Consider the following 19,106-nt stretch of genomic DNA (forward strand, 5'->3'; position numbering starts at 1 on the left):
CGTCGTCAGGCGTTGTCAGAGCGTGTCAGAGGGTACCGAACGGGACAAGGCCGCCATCAATGTGGTGCATCGACGACACCGGGCTCGACCGTCCCGGCGCACTGGAGGGGGCCACCCATTCTCCCGACGTGGCGTACACCCTGCCGGCGAGGTCGACGTTTCCCCGGCGGGGTGCTGGCACGGCCAGCGCCCCGCTCCACGGTCAGGCGACCTTGGGCGTGCCGCGCATGCCCACGTAGTAGACCCTGGTGCCGTTGGTGAGGGTGGAGAAGACCACCGGCATGTAGTCCTCGCTGAACGACGGTCCCGCGCCGGAGGCGGCGAAGACCGTTGCGGTGAACGGTTCCAGGTCCATCTCCAGGGGTGGCGACATGTCCCTCATGTCGTCGACGAACTCGTAGCGCAGGTGCGACGAGCCGTCGTCGTCGCGGGAGACGGTGAGGACGACCCCCTCGCGCCGATACGTGCCGAGCAGCGGTTCGAGGTCGACCGAGGGTGGCACGGGGGCCGGGGCGAACGGCGCGGGCATTGTGACGTCGGCGAGTTCGGCGAGCAGGTCGCGGAACAGGTCGGCGTAGAGCAGGCGAGCCGCGCCGCCGTTGGTCATCAGGACCACTGCGAGGTTCGCGTGCGGGACGACGCGCAGGTAGGCGTACTGGCCGATGGCCGCGCCGTCGTGGCCGTAGCCGGGGATGCCGTCCCAGTCGTAGAGCGTCCAACCCAGACCCCACCCGTCGGCGCTCACCGTCCACTTGTCGGGCACGTCGACAGAACGCTGTCGCATGGCGGCGACAGCCTTGCCTCGCCGGTGCCGCGGTGCAGCACACCACTTGCCAGCTCGTGGAACTGCCCGTCGAGCAGCACGGCCAGGCTCGCGCCGGGGACGTGGTACGTGTGGCGCAGCTCGTCGAATCGCCGCCGCCAGCGGTCGACGTCGAATCGCCGGCCGGCCGACCTCCGTACGGAGCGCACAGCAGCGGGGGCAGATCTCACCCGACCTCGACCTGGACGTGGCCATGGCGATCCTGTCCGGCCCGCTCTACTTCCAGTTCCTGATCACGCAGGAGCCGCTGACCCACCAGTACGTCGACCGCGTACTCAAGGCTCTGCTGGTGGGGATGACGCCACGGTCCTAGCGCGGCGCCGGCCCGCCGGGATGGTGGTCCCGGCGGGCCCGGCGTCACGGGCAGGGTGTCCGCGCGCAGACGTCGACGACAGTGCCGGTGAGCAGGAAGATCGCCTTCTGTTTCTGGGCTGCGGCCTGGGCGCGGGGGAACTCGTGCGGATCGTCGCCGAACTCCGGCCCGGCCGGGGCGAGGTTGGTCGGTGGCGGCGCGTACGCAGCGCCGCTGTTCCAGATCACTATCGCCGAGCCGGTGTACGGGTAGCGACGGATCGGCGTGATGCCCCAGTACGGCCGCACGTCCAGTGACCAGCCGTCGGCGAGCGCGGGGGTGTGCAGGCGTGCGCCGATGGTGCGCGCCTGCACCTCCGCCGCGGCGGGCGAGACCTGCTGGTCGCCGAAGGCCACGTGCATCAACACCTGGTGCGCCGGGGTGCGCGGTAGCGGCCGGGCGGTCATGTGCTGGGCGTACCCGTTGGCCTCGGACCGGTCCCACAACATCTGCAGCAGCGCGAGGACCAACTGTTGGTCGACAGTGTCCGGGTAGTAGCCGTCCAGCACTGTCTGGAACGGTGCGAAGTCCACGCTGCGTTGCAGCAGCGTGGAGTAGTTCATCGCCGGTACGCCGAGCACCGACCGGGTCCAGTCCTGGGCGATGGCGGTCAGGGCACCTCCGTTGATGCCGCCCTGACTGTTGCCGTCGTAGTGCAGCCCGCCGACGCGATCGATCAGCGGCCGGGCGGTGGCGTCCCGGAACGCCGGGTGGGCGGCGAACCCGGCCGGGTGGATCATCGCGCGCCCCAGGAAGAGGAAGTTCAGGAAGCTCTGCTGCAATCGGTCCGCCACAGCGGGGAAGACGCTGAGGTCGGTGAAGGCGTTGGCCACGAAGGGAACGTCCGCGGCGGCCATGCCGATCCAACTGGTCGCGCAGAAGGTGAAGTTGTGGGCGTTCGACATCGTTTTGACGTTGCCGGCGTTGATCTCGGTCGGTCTGCCGAGCAGTCCGTGGCCGTAGAGCGAGAGGTGGGCAGGCCGCGCGGCCGAGGCGCTGCGCGGGATGTTGCAGACGAAGTCCGCCGCCACCGTCGCTCCGGACGGCGTGGGCAGGGCGTTCGGTGTGGGCGGCGTCCCGGTGCCGCCGGCCGGCCCGTAGTGCAGGCGGGAGCCGGGGCCGCCGTCACCGGTCAGATAGGACGGTACGCCGACCGTGCCGGTCACCTGCCGGGCGATGAACGGATCCTGCTCCGGTGAATAGTCGGTCACCTGGGTGACGGTGACCGACGGCGCGGCCCGGCCGAGGTCGGCGAACGCGTCGTCCCGGACCGCCACCATCCGCCCGGTCAGCCCGTGCCGGCTGGCCAAAGTGAAGTCCCAGGCCAGGTAGAGGTTGTGCCGCTTGACGCCGGCCCGGCTCAGCTCGGCGGCGATGCGCCTCAGTTGCGGCCCCCGAGCGTCTCGCTGCTTGAGGCCGGCACCGGTCAGGTACGCCGTGAACGCCTTCGGCGCCGGAATCAACGCGCCGCTGCCGTCCCGCAGGCCGCGCAACCCGACGATGTAGCGGGTGCCCTCCGTCAGCGCCACCGCCGGCCGGATGATCAGCAGTTGCCGGTCAGGCTGGCCGGCCGCGTGCGCGTCCAACTCGGCCCAGTACGGCGTGCGCTCACCGGTCCGGGCGTTGAGCAGCACGATCGGCGCGTTCGGCGCCAGCGAGCGGCCGATGTCGGTGACCGGCGCGATCCCGCTCGCCGCGGCGTCGAGTCCGGGTACGCGCACCAGGATCGGTGAGCCCGGACTGAATCCGTCCTGCCGGTTCCACTCCGTCGGGTCGATCGGGGTTCCCTGCACGTTCGCGGGCATCGCGGCGGCCGCGAACCGCACCCGTTTGCCGGTGGGGCTGCTCCGGTCCGGCACTGTGAAGTAGTCGTTCGGGAACGGCAGCAGGCAGGCGGTCGGGTCGATCGGGTCGCAGGACGGGTGCCCGGTCGGTGCGGTAGTCGTTGGCGGTGCGGCGGGGGCCGCCGTGCCGAGCAGGACGGCGCCTGCTGTCACCAGCACGGACACGGCGAGACGGAGCCCTCTGGAGGTGGTCACACGCATCTCCTTCGACGCTGGACGGCGGATCGACGGGTGGTGTTCTTCCTACGCGTGTGAAAGAGACTCAGCAAGCGAAACAGGCTCGCGGCCGGTGGCTGGCAGCCGATCATGCTCTGGCTGCTGGCCACCGGCCGCGTCGACGACGCCTCTCGGAGAGGTCAGTCGGTGATCACCGGCCAGGCGTAGGCGAGCAGGGCGCAGGCGGCACCCAGGAGCGCGAGCGAGACACCCCTCGTGGGCAGCGGCAGAGCAGCGAGCACGATCAGGATGACGGCGACAACGTAGAGAAATGCCTGGACCGACATGGTGCTCTCCTCGATCAGGGGTAACGAGCGGCTGACTTCATCCGCCGGGATGCCCCCGGGCGTGATCTCGGAAACCTCCTGCTGATCACGGTTTGGCCCACAGTGGTACGTGCGGATCGTCCGGTGGGGTGCCTACGTCGGGAGAAGAAGCGCTTCGGCGCCCACCGGTCGAAAGCCCGCCGCCTGGAAGGCGCGCACGCTGCGCGCGTTGCCGGCGGCCTGCTGGGCCCAGACCGGCTGACCGTCGGGCACCAGGTGTCGGGCGGCCGTGGCCAGCGCCCGCCCCAGACCCCGGTGGCGACGCTCGTCGTCGACCTCTATCGCCGCCTCCCAACGACCGGCCACCCCACGGCCGAGCACGACCACCCCACCCTCGGCGGCCCAGACGCGGACGTCGTCACGGCGCCGACGTGCCCTGACCTCGCGCGGATGATCGGCATCCGCCAGCTCACTCAGCGGCAATGGCGGTGGCCCGGCGAGGCAACTCGCGACGGTCAGCAGGTCGATCGTGTCCATGGAGCGCCGGGTGCGGTCGAGCAGGGCACCCAGGAAGCGCGGATTCATCGTGGCCGCCAGGGAGTCGCAGTCGAGGGTGGCCAGCGTACGGCGTACCCAGTGGGGATCCTCGTCGGTGAACACCACCGAGTGTCCGGTGAAGGCGATGACTCCCGCGTCGCGGCGGCTCGGCTGCGACACCACTGTGGTCCCGCCGTCCGGGGGCGGGAAGTGGCCGTGCGCCGCCGCGTCCAGGATGTCGGCCAACCTGCTGTCCATTGTCGCTCCCCGCTCGGTCCCGGACCGCGCGGCCGCCGAGAGCGGACGCGTCGGCGCGCGTCCCATCCCCTACCACCGCGCGGACCACAGTGTGCGGACATCCTCCCGCCTCAGCTGCGCGACCGGGTGCCGCAGCTCCGTCGCCGTCACGTCGCGTGGCTGCGGTACCAGATCCGGGGCCGACCGTCAGCGGTGATGTCGACGTCCGTACGCACCTGGTAGACCTGCTCGATTCGGCTGGTGGTGAGGACCTCGACTGGCGTACCCGCCGCGACCACCCGCCCGGCGTAGAGAAGCACCAGCCTGTCGCAGTACTGCGCGGCCAGATTGAGATCGTGCAGGGTCACCACGACGGTGCTGGCCGACTCGGCGAGGAACCGCAGCAGATCCAGCTGATGCCTGATGTCCAGGTGGTTGGTCGGCTCGTCGAGCAGCAGCAGATCCGGTTCCTGCACCAGAGCGCGGGCCAGGTCGACCCGCTGCCGCTCACCACCGGAGAGGCTGGACCAGCGCCGCTGCTCGAACCCGCCGAGGCCGGCCTCGGCGAGCGCGCGCCGCGCCAGGTCCAGATCCGCGGCGCCGACCCCGGCAAGACGTGGCCGGTACGGGGTTCGGCCCAGCAGAACCACCTCCAGTGCGGACATCTCCACGTCGGTGGCCACCTGTTGGGTGACCACAGCGATCCGCCGAGCCAGCGCACGCCGGGGAATCGCGTCCAGCGCGACGTCGTCGAGCAACACCCGCCCGGACCCCGGCCGCGCCAGCCCGGCCAGTAGCCGCAGCAGGCTCGACTTGCCGGAGCCGTTAGGCCCGAGCAGCCCGACAGTGGCGCCAGGTTCGGCGGTGAGCGCCACCCCGGCCAGGATCCGTACGCCGGCCACGCCCCACCCGATCCCGTCCGCGTCCAGTCGCGCCGACGACGCCCCCGCCGGGAAAGGGTCACCGCCCACCCCCCGGCCGGTGGTGCCCGGCGCGATCACGGCGTACCCGTCCGGCGTCGCATGACCAGCGCGAACACCGGCACCCCGAGCAGCGCGGTGAGCACGCCCACCGGCAGCTCCTGTGGCGAGAAGACGGTCCGCGCCACGGTGTCCGCCCAGATCAGGAAGATCGCGCCGATCACCGCGCAGGCGGGCAGCAACGTGCGGTGCCGAGAGCCGAACAGGAACCGCACGGCGTGTGGCACTGTCAACCCGACGAAACCGATGGCGCCGCTCGCCGCGACAAGCGCGGCTGCCATCAGAGCGGTGACGGTGAACAGCAGCAGCCGGGTGCGCCCGGGAGAGAAACCGAGCGAGCGGGCGGTATCGGTGCCGAACGCGAACGCGTCCAGCGCCGTCGCACTGGCCCAGCAGACCAGCAGGCCGACGCCGACAACCACGGCGCTCAGCGTCACCGACGACCAGGAGGCCGCCGTCAGCGAGCCGAGCAACCAGAACGTCACGCTACGGGTGTCCTGGGTGTGCGCGTCGGAGATCACGATCAGGCTGGTCACCGCGCTGAAAAGCTGCGACACGGCGACCCCGGCGAGAACGATCCGGGTCGGCTCGCCGGCCCTCCGGCCGGCCAGCAGCAGCACCGCGCCGAACGCGGCCATGCTGCCGACGAACGCGCCGGTGGTCAGGTCGACCGGGCCGGCGCCGATCCGGATGCCGAGTACCAGCACCGCCACCGCTCCGGTGGAGGCGCCGGACGAGACACCGAGCAGGAACGGATCGGCCAGCGGGTTACGCGTGAGCGCCTGAAGCACCGCCCCGCACACCGCCAGACCGGCACCGACCAACGCGGCCAACAGCACCCGGGGCAACCGGAGATCCCAGACGATGCTGTCCGGCAACGCCGGTAGGGGCTGGACCGGGAGGCCCACATGGCTGGCCACAGCGCGCAGAACGCTCTCGACCGGCAGGTCGGCCGAGCCCACGCTGACCGCCGCCGCGATGGTGACCAGCAGCAGGAGCAGGGCCAACGGGAGGACGTACCGGCCGCTTCTCGAGATGCCGGTAGGGGGTGGCGGCTCCCGCCGGCCGCTCGCCGAGACGAGGGATCGTGCGACTCGCGGGTTCATCGGCGGGCGAACACCACGTAGTCGTCCAGGTACTGCCAGACGGTGCCGACCTCGGCGAACCCGGCCGTGCGGAGGGCCGCCAGGTGGAACTCCAGTGACGCCGGGGCCTGCGGCGGTCGGTCGGCGAACCGCAGTTCCCGCTGGGCTGCCAGTCCGGCCAGTTGCGGGTGTCGGGCCGCCTCGGTGTACCAGGCGGAGTAGGTGAGCGCTCCGGCAGCGAATGTCTCCTGCTGCGCCTGTGCGTCGTGCCGACCGGCGATGTCGCGCAGTGTGGGCGCCGATTCGTCGTAGCGGAGGTGGTCGGCGTTGAGCAGCACACCACCGGCGGGCAACAGCCGTGCCACTGTGGTGTAGACCCGCAGCAGTTGCTCCGGCGCGAGCCAGTGCAGTGCCGTCGAGGTGAGCACGGCGTCGACCCGCCCTCCGGTCAGCGCCTCCTCCCAGCCGTCGGCCACCAGGTCGACGTCGTGGACCTCGATCCGTGCGGTGTACCGGTCCAGGGCACGCCGCGCGACCTCCAGCAGGATCGGGTCGTAGTCGACCGCGACGGCGCTGGCACGGGGGAATTGCGCCAGCATCCGGTCGCTGATCGCACCGGGACCGCAGGCCAGATCGAGGATCGTGAGGTCGTCCGGGCAGTGCAGCCGCAGCACGTCCGCCATCGCGTCGAACCGCAGGTCGCGGTGGGCCACGTAGGCGGACTGCTGGTCGTTCCAGAGTTCCAGCAGGCGGCGGGCGGCCGACTGGTCCAGCGCCGCGACCTCGGCGCCGGCCGGCGGGGTCATCGGGCGGTCCCGTGCAGGTTGGCGCCGACCAGTTCCGCCGCCTGGACGCTGCGGATCGACGGGTCCATCGACGAGCCGGGCACCGTGACGAACCGTCCGGCGACCACAGCGTCCAGCTTCGAGGTCACCGGGTTGCGGCGCAGGAAGTCGATCTTCGATTGGGCACTGTCGCCATCGCCGCCCCTGGTCAGATCGGCTACCACGATCACCTCCGGGTTGCGTTTGGCGATCTCCTCCCAGTTGCCGGCCGGCCACTTCTGGCTGGCGTCGGTGAACGTGTTGCGGGCGCCCAGCAGCGAGCTGATCGCGTCCGGAACCCCACCGTGCCCGGCCACGTACGGGGTGCTCGTTCCGGAGTAGTACCAGAGCAGTGACGGGCCGGCGCTCGACGCGGCCGTCGGCGCCGCACCTCGGGCGGCGTCCAGCCGACTCTGCTGGTCGTGGATCAGCTTGTCGGCCCGCTCCGGGACGCCGAAGACGCTGGCGATGTCGCGGATCTCGTCGAAGATCCCGTCGAAGGTGACCGTCTGGGTCGCGTCCGCCGGCTTCTCGCAGGCGAACTCGGAGAGGTACGCCGGCACGCCGAGCGTGGCCAGGTCAGCGCGCGAGCCCGCGGCGTCCGAGGCGTACGCGGAGGTGTAGGTCGAGTAGACGAAGTCCGGGTTCGCCGCTCGGACCGCCTCTCGTGAGGGGTAGAGCTTGGCCAGCACCGGCACCTTCTCGTACGCCTGGCGCAGGTCGGGCAGCACCGGGTCGGTCTGGTAGCTGGTGCCGACCATCCGATCGGCGAGGCCGAGGCTGAGCATGATCTCGGTGGCGTTCTGTTCCAGTGCGATCGCGCGCTGGGGTGGCGCGGTGACGCTGACCGGCAGTCCGCAGTTTGTCAGATGGACCGGGGCGGCCAGGTGGCCCTGCGCGGCCGGTGCGGCGGCTCCCCCGTCGGAGCAGCCGGCCGCGGCCAGCACCAGGCACAGGCCCGCCTTAATGAAAACGGTTTTCATGGGCGGGAACATATCAACAGCGCCTGCGCGGCCTGGCAGGCGGGGGTGCGGTGCGCCGGTCAGCGTTGTTCCGGCCAGCGCCCGCTCAGACCGACGCCGACGCGATCGAGGGTGTGACCCGGAACCTGGGTCACACCCTCGACGCATTCATCCCACGGCGGGGCACCGCTGACGGCCCCCGCCCACGACCCGGACGGGTCAGCAGCCGATCCGGCTGGACCCCAGCGCGACGTCGTCGTACCAGAGGGTGTCGGCTCCGCCGCCGTAGCTCTCCCAGCCCAGCTTCAGGTCGGTGAGCTGCGGCCGCCAGGTGCGGTTGTACCACTGGCCGTCGATGTCGTGCGTCGGTGCGCCGTCCGCGGTCAGCCCGGGGATGGCGGTCCCGTCCACCCAGGTGCGCAGTTGACCGGCCGCGCCGTCCACCATGAACTCGACGCAGGTCCACCGGTTGGTGGGCAACGGCAGGCTCTGCGCCACCCCGGCCGGGCTCTGCTCGGGCAGGGTCGCGTCGTCGGAGGCGCGGTTCCACTGCAACGCGCCGTTCTGGCCACCCAACCGCAGGTCCTTGTTGCCGTCGGCGGCATCGGCCATCGCCATCATCGTGGTGTGTTCGGTGGGTTGGGCGGTGGTGTGCCGGACCCAGACCCGGCCGTACCGGACGGTGCCCACGCTGCCGAGGTTCTTCGTGGACCTGATGAAGACGTGGTTGCAGTATCCGGCGGCGCCGTTGATCCGGACCGAGCGACTGCCGCTGTGCGTGGTCGCCGTGTCGATGGTGGCGGCACCCGCGCCGGAACAGTCCGGGCTCACCACAGCCCAGTCACCGGACGGCGTCGAACCGGTCTGGCCCTCGAAGCCGTCGCAGAGCACCGCGCCGGCACACCCTGCCGGCGGCTCGGTGGTGGGCGGAGGGGTGGTCGGCGGAGGCGTCGTTGGCGGCGGCGTGGTCGGCGGCGGGGTGGTCGGCGGCGTGGCGCCGTTGCACGCTACGCCGTTCAGGCTGAACCCGGTCGGAGCGCCACCGCTGGAGCCGTACGTGCCCTGCAACCCGAACTCGGTGGACCCGCCCGCCGGGATGCTGCCGTTGTACGACGCGTTGCGGGCGGTCACGGTCGATCCGGACTGGCTGATCGTGGCGTTCCAGCCACTGGTGACCCGCTCGTCCCCGGCGTATGTCCAGGTGGCGGTCCAACTGGAGACGGCCGCGTCCCCCGGGGAGACCTTGACGGTGGCGGTGAATCCGCCGGGCCACTGGTTGGGCGTGTAGTCGACCCGGCATCCCTGGGCGGCTGCGGCCGGGCCGCTGAGCACTGCCGCTCCGGCGGTGGCCGCGGCGGCGGCCAGCGCGGCGGCGACCACCAGGGTCGCGGCGGGGCGGGCACGGAAAATCGTCATGAGGGTCCTTCTGCCATCGAGCTGAGCGGAGACGGCACGGCGGCGCGTCCTGGATGGACGCGGTGCGACAACGTGCCCTGGATGTGGCGCGGCGGTGCGCCACAGCGACCGGTCGCGCGTACGACCGAAGTGCCCGGCTCGGGGTGGACCTGTCAGCCGCCGACGGTCCGGTCCCCCGGACCCCGGCGGCGCCCACCCTCAATCTATTGACGATTGCCGATCGAATCAAGCGTCGGCAACGCTCGCCTGCCGCGCCGGTCTTGCAGTTTCAGTTGCCGACATGGGCGGGATGCCACTTATGTCGGGACAGTAAGTGCAAGATCGCGGAGCAGGGACAGGTTTCCGGGGCCGTGTCGATCCGCGGGTTGCCCGTTCGACGTGGGGATGCTGGGACCGGGAGACGGCCCCGTCGGATGAGGAGAACACGATGTCGAAGTACATGTTGATCATGCGGGGCACCGATGAGACGAATGCGGCCATGATGGCCACCATCGACGAGATGATGGCCACCACACGCCAGTTCATCGAGGACATGGTGAAGGCCGACGTTCTCGTCGCGGCCGAAGGGCTGGACGATCCGCGCCAGGGCGTCGTTGTCGACTTCGTTGGCGAGGCACCGGTGGTCACCGACGGTCCGTACGGCGAGACCAGGGAGCTGTTCGGGGGCTACTTCCTGCTCGACGTCGCCACGAAACACGACGCGGTCGAGTGGGCCAAGCGGGTCCCGGCGGTCCGCGGGTCCAAGATCGAGGTCCGGCGCGTGGCCGAGGCCGACGAGGTCCCGCAGGGTGGCGAGAGCAACGGCCAGGTCTGATGGGTACGGCCGACGTCGAGGCCGTCTGGAGGATCGAGTCGGCGCGGATCGTCGCCGCGCTGACCCGGTTCACAGGTGACTTCGGGCTGGCCGAGGACGCCGCCCAGGAGGCGGTGGCCGAGGCGCTGGTGTCCTGGCCGCGTGCCTCTCCGGCCAATCCGGCCGGGTGGCTGATGGCCACGGCCCGGCGGCGGGCGATCGACGCGATCCGCCGCCGGGTCGCCCTCCAGGAGCGATACGCCCTGTTGGCGGCGGATCCCGCGCTCGACCAGGAGATCGACCCCGACCGGATCGACGACGACGTGCTGGCGCTGATGTTCGTCAGCTGCCACCCGGTGCTCTCCCGCGAGGCACGGGTGGCGCTGACCCTGCGGGTGGTCGGCGGCCTGTCCACCGAGGAGATCGCCCGTGCGTTCCTGGTGCCGGTGCCGACCGTGCAGGCCCGCATCACCCGGGGCAAGAAGGCGATCGCGACGGCCGGGGTGCCGTTCGAGCTGCCGCCGGCCGGCGAGCGCCGCGAACGGCTGGGCGGTGTGCTCAGCGCCCTCTACGTGATCTTCACGGAGGGGTCGACGGCCACGTTCGGCGACCGGCTGCTGCGCCCCGACGTGGCGTACGAGGCGATCCGGCTGGCCCGCACCCTCGCCGCGCTCCAGCCGGACGAGCCGGAGGTGCACGGCCTGCTCGCCCTGTGCGAGCTGACGGCCGCGCGCTTCCCGGCCCGGACCGACCCGGACGGCACCCCGATCCTCCTTGCGGACCAGGATCGCCGGTTGTGGGACTTCCCGGCGATCCGCCGTGGGCTGGCCGCGCTGGCCAGGGCATCGCAGCGCGGCTCCGGCCCCTACTGCTTACAGGCCGCGATCGCGGCCACGCACGCGTCGGCACCCTCGGTCGAGGAGACCGCCTGGGCCCGGATCGTCCAGCTCTACGAGACGCTCGGCCGGGTCGCGCCCTCGCCGGTGGTCGAACTCAACCGCCTCGGCCGGCTTCCGGAGGCGCGTGCCGAGCTGGAGCTGGCCGCCCGGCTCTGCGCCAATCAGCGCGAACGCTCGGTGCTGCTCGGCAAGGTGGCCGCGCTGAGCTGACCTGCTCCGGCACGTCGGCCGAAACCGAGGCCCGCTCGCCTGCCCATGGCCGCAGGCTCAGATCTGCGTTCTCGCCTGCTCGATGTGCCCGGCGATCGCGTGCGCGCCGTGCGTGCGCGCGATGATGTGAGCCTCGTCGAGGGTGGCGAGCGCGTCCGCGCGACGGTCCTGGGCGGCGGCGATGTAGGCCAGCCCGATCATGTTGGAAGCCACGCCCGGCAGCGCACCGACCTCCCGACGCAGCCGGGTCGACTCCTCCAGCCGCTCGCGCGCCTCGTCCAGCCGGCCAGCGGCGTGCGCCGCGATGCCCAGGTGCCGGAGTGCCTCCGACCGGGTCGGCTTGTCGCCGGTCTGCGCCGCCAGCAGGCAGGACCGCTCCAGGTACGGAACCGCGGTTTCGTCGTCACGGCGGATGAACTGGTGCAGACAACCGATCCAGAACAACGCCTCCGCCTCCCCGCGCGGGTCCCCCAGTGCCCGGTACAGCTCGAGCGCACGCTCGAACAGCGGCAGCTCGGCGGGATCCTCGGTGGGCGACGAGCCGGCGTCGGCGGGCGCGTTCTGAAACCGGGCGTGCAGGATCATCCCCCGCGCCAACGCCGCCTCGGCCTCGATGGCGTCCAGCCCCTTCTCGGCGTCGATCAACCCGCTGGTGTCGCCGCCGAACACCGCCCGTTCATAGATCTCCCGGGCCCGCACGATTCGATCTTCGGTGCTCATCGTCGCCCCCGCTGGCATCGCCGCTACCGTCCCAGGCCCGGCAGTTTAGTCGGCTGACCGCCTGGCAGACAGACCCTCTCCGGCACTCGTCCGGATAATCAGGAGGGTCCGATCGCCTGAGCTGGAGGACTCCCATGCGCGTCATCCGCATTCTGCCCAACCTTCCGGTGGCCGACGTCAGCGCCGCGAAGGGCTTCTACACCGACTTCCTCGGTTTGAGCACCGAGGCATTCACCCTGGGCTGGGTGGCCCGCTACACCTCGTCCGACAGTGACGTGGCAGTGCAGCTCGTCTCCGGCGACGCGACAGCACCCGAGGACTCGGTCATCAGCGTTCAGGTGGATGACGTGGACGGCGCCTATGCCGAGGCACAGCGGCTCGGTTACGAGATCGTGCACCCGCTGACCACCGAGCCGTGGGGAGTGCGCCGGTTCTTCGTCCGCGCTCCGGACGGCAACGTCATCAACGTGGCGGCTCACCGCGCCTGAGGTGATCTCGGCATTCCCGAGGGATTGACCCTCACAGACGCCCGTTGTTAACTGCACATCCACGATGTGGATCGATGTTTATCCGGTTGCCGTCGACCCGGCACCGGGGCACCGCTCCGCGTCGTCTCGACATCGCCCTCGTTTCGGCGGACGTGGGCACACCGGGGCACTTCCCGGGGTGCGAGACCTGCGTCCGCGACGATCCAGAGGAGATCGTGTCGATGAAGTTGACGCCGGCACTACGAATCGCGCTCGCTGTCCTGCTGGCCGGTGGTGTCGTCGCCGTCGGGCCGGCCGAGTCAGCGACCGCGGCACCCACTGACACCGCGTTCGGGCCCGGCCGACCCCACCCGTACGGCAACGTGTGGTCCAACGACCACGTGCACGCCGCCCGACTGGGCCTCGGCCACCAGGCGTTCCAGGGCATGCGGACGATGCTGCAGAAATACCAGAACTTCCCGAACGGGATGACCAACAACACCAACGGCGTCCTCGAGTACCTCGGCGTGCACCTGACGGCGATGAACGAGTCGTTGCTCCAGTCGTACAACGACAAGATCCGGGTCTTCCCCGCCGTGCCGACCGACGCCAGCTTCGTCGGGAAGTTCACGCTGCTCGCCAAGGACGGGTTCCTGGTCAGCTCGGAGCGGGAGGCCGGCGAGGTCAAGTACGTCGGGCTGCGAAGCCAGTACGGCAAGACCGCCCGGGTGGTGAACCCGTGGGGTGGTCAGGAGGTCCGGGTCCGCCGTACCTCGGACAACGCCGTGCTGACCACCACCTCGGCCGCCGAGATCAGCTTCGCCACCGCGGCGAACACGGTGTACGTGGTGGAGCGCACCGCCAAGCCGTTGTCGGCGTACGCGACCGGGTCGTGGGAAACCTTCGCCCTGGTCCGCAACACCGACGGCTCGGTCAGCCTGCGGGCGACTGTGAACAACAGGTACGTGGTCGCGGAGAACGGCGGGGCCGAGGCACTGGTCGCGAACCGGGACGCGATCGGCCCCTGGGAGAAGTTCGACCTGGTCACCCTCTGACGTCGGAGCCGGCGGGTCCGAGCGGACCCCGCCGGCTCCGAGCCTGCCGCGCCCCGCCCGTCCACCCCCTCCCACAAGGAGTACCACATGCGTAGACGCGCCATCAGCACGCTCGCCGCCGCCGTCGTCACCGGACTCACCCTCGCCGCCGGTGCGGCGACGGTGGCCTCGACCCCGGCCGAGGCCGCACCGTTGGGCAAGGTCCTGGTCTTCTCCAAGACCGCCGGTTTCCGGCACTCCTCCATCCCGAACGGCATCGCCGCCATCCAGCAGCTCGGCGCGGCGAACGGCTTCACAGTCACCGCCACCGAGGACGCGGCTACCTTCACCACTGCCAACCTCGCCCAGTACCAGGCGGTGGTCTTCCTCAGCACCACCGGCGACGTGCTCAACGCCGGCCAGCAGAGCGCCTTCGAGGCGTACGTGGCCGCCGGCGGTGGTTTCGTCGGAGTGCACGCCGCCGCCGACACCGAATACGACTGGCAGTGGTACGGCGGGCTGGTCGGCGGGTACTTCGCCTCGCACCCGGCCACCCAGCAGGCGACGGTGCGGGTCGAGGACCGGGCCAACGCCTCGACCGCGCACCTGCCGTCGACCTGGACCCGCACCGACGAGTGGTACAACTACCGGACCAACCCCCGCTCGGCGGTCAAGGTGCTGGCAAGCCTCGACGAGTCGTCGTACACCGGTGGGTCGATGGGTGGTGACCACCCCATCACCTGGTGCCACAGCTACGGCGGCGGACGCTCCTGGTACACCGGCCTCGGCCACACCGAGCAGAGCTACGCCGACCCGAACTTCACAGGCATGCTGCTGGGCGGCATCCAGGTGGCGGCCGGGGCGGTGGCGGCCGACTGTCGGCCCGAGCCCGGCTACACCCCGCTGTTCGACGGCACCCAGGCCAGCCTCGGGCAGTGGCGGCAGGCGGGGCCGGGCGGGTTCACAGTGGCGGACGGCACCCTCACGTCGAACGGTGGCATGGGTTTGCTCTGGTACCCGGTGCGCACCTTCGCCAACTACTCGCTCAAGGTCGACTGGATGATGCCGGGCGACGACAACGGTGGGGTCTTCATCGGGTTCCCCGATCCGCAAGGCGATCCGTGGGGCCCGGTCGCCGCCGGTCACGAAATCCAGATCGACGCCACCGACGGCGACCCGACGCGCACCACCGGCAGTGTCTACAGCTTCCAGGCACCCAACCAGGCCGCCCGCGCGACAGCGCTCAACCCACCCGGCTCCTGGAACACCTACGAGATCGGCGTGCACGGCCAGCGGGTCGAGATCTGGCTCAACGGCGTCAAGATCAACGATTACGTCAGCAGCCGGACCATCGCCAACGGCTACATCGGGTTGCAGAACGACGGCGCCGGAATGGACATCAACTACCGCAACGTGCGGATCAAGACCGACGGCCCGAGTGAGCCGCCCGCCACCGACCTGGCCCAGGGCCGCCCGGTGACGGCTTCCAGCGTCGAGCCGGGCAGCGCGCACGCCGCGGCCAACGCCGTGGACGGCAACACGACCACCCGCTGGGGCAGCGCGTACACCGACCCGCAGTGGATCACCGTCGACCTGGGGGCCTCGTACGCGATCAACCGGGTTCGGCTGGCCTGGGAGACGGCCCACGCACGGGCGTACCAGGTCCAGGTGTCGCCGGACAACGTCACCTGGTCGCCGGTGCACACCACTACCACCGGAGACGGCGGCGTCGACGACCTCACTGTCACCGGCACCGGCCGTTACCTGCGGGTCTACGGCACCCAACGCGCCACCCAGTGGGGCTACTCGCTGTGGGACCTCAACGTCTACGGCACCGCCGCCGCTGGCACCCTGCTCTCCCGGGGCAAGCCGGTCACCGCGTCCAGCGTCGAGCCGGGCAGCGCGCACGCCGCGGCCAACGCCGTGGACGGCAACACGACCACCCGCTGGGGCAGCGCGTACACCGACCCACAGTGGATCTCGGTGGACCTCGGCGCGTCCCGCACCCTCGACCGGGTCCGGCTGACTTGGGAGGCGGCGTACGCGCGGGCGTACCAGATCCAGGTATCCCCGGACAACGTCACCTGGTCGACGGCGCACACCACTACCACGGGCGACGGCGGTGTCGACGACATCGCCGTCTCGGCCACCGGCCGCTACCTGCGCGTGCAGAGCACCCAGCGCGCCCTGCCCGCGTACGGCTACTCGCTCTGGGAGCTGGAGGTGCACGGCAGCTGAGCGCGATTGGATCGCGGCCGACTCGGGGGCACGAACCGTGCCCCCGAGTCGGCGCGACAATCGGCAGCCCGCTACCGGCGGCCGAACTTGGCGCTCACCTCTGCTACTGGTCAGGCGGGTACGAACTGCCACTGCTGGTTGGTCCCGCCGTTGGCGGTCCACTGCACGACCTGCGCCCCGTCGCTGGTCGAGGCGGCGTAGACGTCGGCTGCCAGTCCGCTGCCGCGGCCGACGATGGTGTAGTAGCCGTCACCGGTGGGCCGCAGGTACCACATCTGGTTGGTGCCGCCGTTTGCCGACCACTGCTGCAGTTGCAGGCCCTGCGTGGTGCTGCCGGCGTTGACGTCGAGCATCTTTCCGGAGGCGGTGTAGCGCAGGGTGTAGGCGTCCTGCGTGGTGCTGATCGTCCAGGTGGGGGAGCCGCTCTGCTGGACCGCCTTGGCGCCGTCGGCGGTGGAGTTGCCGGCGATGGCGAGGGGCTTGCCGCTGTTGCGGTTGACGATGCGGTAGGTGCCTGCTGCGGGCCCGGTTCCGCCGCTTCCACTGAGGTTGAGGTACTCGACCGCGTCGGTGAAGACGGTGCTGCCGGACTTCGTGGTCGACAGCTGCAGGTACACGCGGCTGCCGGTGGCGGGGGCGGTGAAGGACACCGGTTGGGTGACCCGTGAGCCGAGCGGGACGGTCAGGGTGGTGCTGCCGGACGCGACGACCGCGCCGGTCGGGCTGTCGAGCCGGGCGGTCCAGGCGAAGCCCACCGAGGTGTTTGTGAAGTCGTCGTTGAACACGGTGATGTTGCGGGTCACCGTGGCGTTGCGGGCGTAGCTGGGCACCGCCTGCGCCAGCGGGAAGTTGCCGTTGGAGTCCGAATTGCCGGAGGCGGACCAGTACGGGAGGTCGATCGCGGCCACCGGGTTGAACGCCGCCTGCACGCGCTGGATCTGCGGGTTGCTCCACGGGTCGGGCAGGTTGTCCACGCCGTAGATCGGGTGACCACCCTCCTCCGGGGTGAAGTCGGTGCTCCGCACGCCGGGCACGACGCTCGCCCAGGCGGACAGCAGGGTGTACGGACGCAGGTCGGTGGCGCCCTTGCCGCGCTTGGCAGCAGTCGCGGTGGCGAACCACTCGAAGCCCTGCTTGTTGTTGCATGCCGGCCAGATGAACTCGCCCTCGCCGTCGGGCCGCCCGTTCACGCTGACCAGGCCCTCCCCGTACCTGCCGAAGCCGTCGACGTAGTGCGGGATCACCGCGAAGTTGGCGTACGTCATCCCGGGATACAGGCTGACATTGTTGCCGACGCCCACCTCGACAATGATCGGCCGGGTGCCGTCGGCGCCGTTCATCGCCGCGTACAGGTCCTTTTCGAACTGTTCGGAATCCTGGCCACTCTGGTTCGGCTCGTTGTTCTGACTCCAGCGGATGATCGCGGGGTGGTTGCGGTCGCGCAGGACCAGCGCACGGGCGTGGTTGATCATGTTTTCGCGCCCGACGGAGTTCTGCCACTCCTGCGAGGATTGGGAGCCGCGAATCGCGACCTCGTCGATGATCATCAGGCCCATCTCGTCGGCGACATCCAACATGTACGGGCTTCCGGGCTCCTGGTGGATGCGCACCACGTTGTAGTTCAGCCGCTGGTAGTTGTCCACCGCCTGCGGCCAGCCGCCGTTGCCGGACGACGGAGGCAGGAAGCCGGGCAGGGTGTGGTACGCGTCGCCCTTGCCGCCGTTGTTGATCCGGTCATAGTCGGCACCCTGGAGGTTGTCGCCGCGGAAGTTCGTGCGCACGCCGTTGAGGTAGTAGTAGTCACCGTTCTGGGTGGCCTCCCGGAACCCGAACCGGTACTCGGCGTCGCTCGTCCGGCCGTCGTCGGTGACGGCATGCACCGTCAGCCCGTGCAGCTGCGCCCGGTACCCCGACCGGTACGGCACGTTGGGCCACCAGTACGAGGTGCTGTCGAGGTTCCACGCGACCGGCCCGACGGTCACGGTCACTGTCGAGCGGGCCGCCACGGTGACCGTACGGCTGGGCAGTGCCGGGTAGCTGAAAGCCGTTCCGTTGCTGGACGACAGCGACCCGGTCAACGTCACCGACCGGGCACTGCCCGACGTGTTCCGCACCGTCACGTCGTAGGTCAGCGTCTTGTTCGCCACCGACGTGCGCACGAATGTGTCGCTGACGTACACCGCCGGGTACACCCGCAGGAACGCGGACCCGAAGATCCCCTGCGGGACAGCCTCGGACCACGTTGCGGCGTCGGGCACCAGGTACCGGCCGTTGGATGCCTTCAACGCGCCGCGGCCCTTCACGTTCACCGTGATCGTGTGGGTGGTGCCGGGCGCCGCGTATGTGCTGATGTCGAAGTTCGACGGGGTGAACGCCGTCGTCTGGGTGGCGACCACGCGGCCGTCGACCGACAGTGTCGCCTGGTGGTTGACGGCGCCGAACTCGATCCAGGTCGACTGCGGCTGCCCCGAGTCCGGCACGGTGATGCTGCGCGAGTACACGGCCTCGTTCACGTCGGTGAAGCCCTGCTTGTACCAGCCGCCACCGGGCACCGCGATCGTGGTCGCCCCCCGACCCGCGGGCGTGAAGTTCCACGTCCCGGCCAGGTCGACCGAGGCGATCGCGGCGTTACCGGCCGCCACACCGTCAAGTCCGGCGGCCGCGACACTCTGCGTCGCGGCCGGCGCGGCCAGGGTCGACCCGGGGGGCAGGGTCAGGCCACCCAGCGTCAGGGGCAGGGCGAGCGCCACGGTCGCGGCCAGCCCTCTGGCCAGCGCCGACAATCGGCCACCCCAGTGGACGTTCGTACGATGCACGGTTACCTCCTGTGACTCACCCGGCAGCTCGGCAACACCGTTCAGGGCACAGCCACATGGCCGATACTCGAATCGATTCGACGAATCTGCCGGCGTCGCCGACCACCCCGGAAGGGTGGTCGCGGCCCAGATACATATATCTGTATTAATGGGCACATAGAGCGTGAAGTCAAGGTTTCAAGACGGTTACTTCCTGCTCCTGACGCCTCACAAGCTTCGATGGCCGGCGACAAATACGACCGCTGCGGATTGCTGGGGCATCGTGCTCCAGGCATTCCGTGTCGCCGACCCACCGACGCTGCGCCGATCAAATAGCGAACCGATTCGCCTCTGCGACGCTCGGCCGTGACACCTCGAAGGCGTGGACAGCACTGTGGTCCTCGGCGA

At 70.4% G+C, this 19,106-nt stretch carries 17 protein-coding genes; 6 read left to right on the plus strand and 11 right to left on the minus strand.

The window, feature by feature from the left end; translation table 11 throughout:
• Positions 1-202 precede the first annotated feature (202 nt).
• Positions 203-1,018, minus strand: coding sequence for a serine hydrolase (locus tag AB0C19_RS00455; protein ID WP_357177297.1), 816 nt, complete (start codon positions 1,016-1,018; stop codon positions 203-205).
• Here AB0C19_RS00455 and AB0C19_RS00460 point away from each other — a divergent pair.
• Positions 912-1,136, plus strand: coding sequence for a TetR-like C-terminal domain-containing protein (locus tag AB0C19_RS00460; RefSeq protein WP_357178241.1), 225 nt, complete (start codon positions 912-914; stop codon positions 1,134-1,136). The genes AB0C19_RS00455 and AB0C19_RS00460 overlap by 107 nt on opposite strands.
• A gap of 44 nt (positions 1,137-1,180) precedes the next feature.
• Here AB0C19_RS00460 and AB0C19_RS00465 read toward each other — a convergent pair whose 3' ends face one another.
• From AB0C19_RS00465 to AB0C19_RS00500, 8 genes are all read right to left on the minus strand, one after another.
• Entirely contained in the window at positions 1,181-3,214 is a 2,034-nt protein-coding gene (locus AB0C19_RS00465; protein ID WP_357177299.1) for a hypothetical protein, read from the minus strand.
• A gap of 161 nt (positions 3,215-3,375) precedes the next feature.
• A complete protein-coding gene (locus AB0C19_RS00470) occupies positions 3,376-3,522 on the minus strand; it encodes a hypothetical protein (RefSeq protein ID WP_167337290.1) in 147 nt (48 codons plus the stop codon).
• A gap of 132 nt (positions 3,523-3,654) precedes the next feature.
• Positions 3,655-4,296 carry a GNAT family N-acetyltransferase gene (locus AB0C19_RS00475; RefSeq protein ID WP_357177302.1) on the minus strand — a complete coding sequence of 214 codons (642 nt, stop codon included), beginning with the start codon at positions 4,294-4,296 and terminating at the stop codon, positions 3,655-3,657.
• Between the two features lie 146 nt (positions 4,297-4,442).
• Complete coding sequence (locus AB0C19_RS00480) at positions 4,443-5,246, minus strand: ABC transporter ATP-binding protein (RefSeq protein ID WP_357177304.1); 804 nt, start codon at positions 5,244-5,246, stop codon at positions 4,443-4,445.
• Positions 5,247-5,272: 26 nt separating this feature from the next.
• A complete protein-coding gene (locus AB0C19_RS00485) occupies positions 5,273-6,361 on the minus strand; it encodes an iron chelate uptake ABC transporter family permease subunit (RefSeq protein WP_357177306.1) in 1,089 nt (362 codons plus the stop codon).
• Complete coding sequence (locus tag AB0C19_RS00490; RefSeq protein ID WP_357177308.1) at positions 6,358-7,146, minus strand: class I SAM-dependent methyltransferase; 789 nt, start codon at positions 7,144-7,146, stop codon at positions 6,358-6,360. The genes AB0C19_RS00485 and AB0C19_RS00490 overlap by 4 nt, the downstream gene beginning before the upstream one ends.
• On the minus strand, positions 7,143-8,147 hold the full coding sequence (locus AB0C19_RS00495; protein WP_357177310.1) for an ABC transporter substrate-binding protein: 1,005 nt from the start codon (positions 8,145-8,147) through the stop codon (positions 7,143-7,145). Before AB0C19_RS00495 ends, AB0C19_RS00490 begins: the two co-directional genes overlap by 4 nt.
• 198 nt (positions 8,148-8,345) lie before the next feature.
• Positions 8,346-9,542: a cellulose-binding domain-containing protein gene (locus AB0C19_RS00500; protein ID WP_357177312.1), complete on the minus strand. Its 1,197-nt coding sequence runs from the start codon at positions 9,540-9,542 to the stop codon at positions 8,346-8,348.
• A gap of 427 nt (positions 9,543-9,969) precedes the next feature.
• Here AB0C19_RS00500 and AB0C19_RS00505 point away from each other — a divergent pair, with 427 nt between their 5' ends.
• Positions 9,970-10,356, plus strand: a complete 387-nt coding sequence (locus tag AB0C19_RS00505) for a YciI family protein (RefSeq protein ID WP_357177314.1) — start codon at positions 9,970-9,972, stop codon at positions 10,354-10,356.
• Complete coding sequence (locus AB0C19_RS00510) at positions 10,356-11,444, plus strand: sigma-70 family RNA polymerase sigma factor (protein ID WP_357177316.1); 1,089 nt, start codon at positions 10,356-10,358, stop codon at positions 11,442-11,444. The genes AB0C19_RS00505 and AB0C19_RS00510 overlap by 1 nt, the downstream gene beginning before the upstream one ends.
• A gap of 57 nt (positions 11,445-11,501) precedes the next feature.
• On the opposite strand, the gene AB0C19_RS00515 is transcribed toward AB0C19_RS00510, so the two are convergent.
• Positions 11,502-12,164: a tetratricopeptide repeat protein gene (locus tag AB0C19_RS00515; protein ID WP_357177318.1), complete on the minus strand. Its 663-nt coding sequence runs from the start codon at positions 12,162-12,164 to the stop codon at positions 11,502-11,504.
• A 134-nt stretch (positions 12,165-12,298) separates the two neighbouring features.
• Here AB0C19_RS00515 and AB0C19_RS00520 point away from each other — a divergent pair, with 134 nt between their 5' ends.
• The 3 genes from AB0C19_RS00520 (at position 12,299) to AB0C19_RS00530 (ending at position 15,903) form a co-directional block, all read left to right on the plus strand.
• Positions 12,299-12,652: a VOC family protein gene (locus AB0C19_RS00520; protein ID WP_357177320.1), complete on the plus strand. Its 354-nt coding sequence runs from the start codon at positions 12,299-12,301 to the stop codon at positions 12,650-12,652.
• 74 nt (positions 12,653-12,726) lie between these two features.
• Positions 12,727-13,686 (plus strand): glycoside hydrolase family 95-like protein, encoded by a 960-nt coding sequence (locus AB0C19_RS00525; protein ID WP_357177322.1) that lies wholly within the window; start codon positions 12,727-12,729, stop codon positions 13,684-13,686.
• Positions 13,687-13,773: 87 nt separating this feature from the next.
• Positions 13,774-15,903 (plus strand): ThuA domain-containing protein, encoded by a 2,130-nt coding sequence (locus AB0C19_RS00530; protein ID WP_357177324.1) that lies wholly within the window; start codon positions 13,774-13,776, stop codon positions 15,901-15,903.
• A gap of 110 nt (positions 15,904-16,013) precedes the next feature.
• On the opposite strand, the gene AB0C19_RS00535 is transcribed toward AB0C19_RS00530, so the two are convergent.
• Positions 16,014-18,719, minus strand: a complete 2,706-nt coding sequence (locus tag AB0C19_RS00535) for an RICIN domain-containing protein (RefSeq protein WP_357177326.1) — start codon at positions 18,717-18,719, stop codon at positions 16,014-16,016.
• Between the last annotated feature and the right edge of the window lie 387 nt (positions 18,720-19,106).

This window comes from Micromonospora sp. NPDC048842 (assembly GCF_040649935.1).
GTDB lineage: Bacteria > Actinomycetota > Actinomycetes > Mycobacteriales > Micromonosporaceae > Micromonospora > Micromonospora hortensis.

Excerpts from the sequence above, each read along its gene's own strand:
- AB0C19_RS00490 (WP_357177308.1), bottom strand. The coding sequence starts at position 7,146 with ATGACCCCGCCGGCCGGCGCCGAGGTCGCGGCGCTGGACCAGTCGGCC.
- AB0C19_RS00500 (WP_357177312.1), bottom strand. The coding sequence starts at position 9,542 with ATGACGATTTTCCGTGCCCGCCCCGCCGCGACCCTGGTGGTCGCCGCC.
- AB0C19_RS00505 (WP_357177314.1), top strand. The coding sequence starts at position 9,970 with ATGTCGAAGTACATGTTGATCATGCGGGGCACCGATGAGACGAATGCG.
- AB0C19_RS00525 (WP_357177322.1), top strand. The coding sequence starts at position 12,727 with ATGTTTATCCGGTTGCCGTCGACCCGGCACCGGGGCACCGCTCCGCGT.
- AB0C19_RS00515 (WP_357177318.1), bottom strand. The coding sequence starts at position 12,164 with ATGAGCACCGAAGATCGAATCGTGCGGGCCCGGGAGATCTATGAACGG.
- AB0C19_RS00520 (WP_357177320.1), top strand. The coding sequence starts at position 12,299 with ATGCGCGTCATCCGCATTCTGCCCAACCTTCCGGTGGCCGACGTCAGC.
- AB0C19_RS00510 (WP_357177316.1), top strand. The coding sequence starts at position 10,356 with ATGGGTACGGCCGACGTCGAGGCCGTCTGGAGGATCGAGTCGGCGCGG.
- AB0C19_RS00455 (WP_357177297.1), bottom strand. The coding sequence starts at position 1,018 with ATGGCCACGTCCAGGTCGAGGTCGGGTGAGATCTGCCCCCGCTGCTGT.
- AB0C19_RS00530 (WP_357177324.1), top strand. The coding sequence starts at position 13,774 with ATGCGTAGACGCGCCATCAGCACGCTCGCCGCCGCCGTCGTCACCGGA.
- AB0C19_RS00475 (WP_357177302.1), bottom strand. The coding sequence starts at position 4,296 with ATGGACAGCAGGTTGGCCGACATCCTGGACGCGGCGGCGCACGGCCAC.
- AB0C19_RS00495 (WP_357177310.1), bottom strand. The coding sequence starts at position 8,147 with ATGAAAACCGTTTTCATTAAGGCGGGCCTGTGCCTGGTGCTGGCCGCG.
- AB0C19_RS00485 (WP_357177306.1), bottom strand. The coding sequence starts at position 6,361 with ATGAACCCGCGAGTCGCACGATCCCTCGTCTCGGCGAGCGGCCGGCGG.
- AB0C19_RS00470 (WP_167337290.1), bottom strand. The coding sequence starts at position 3,522 with ATGTCGGTCCAGGCATTTCTCTACGTTGTCGCCGTCATCCTGATCGTG.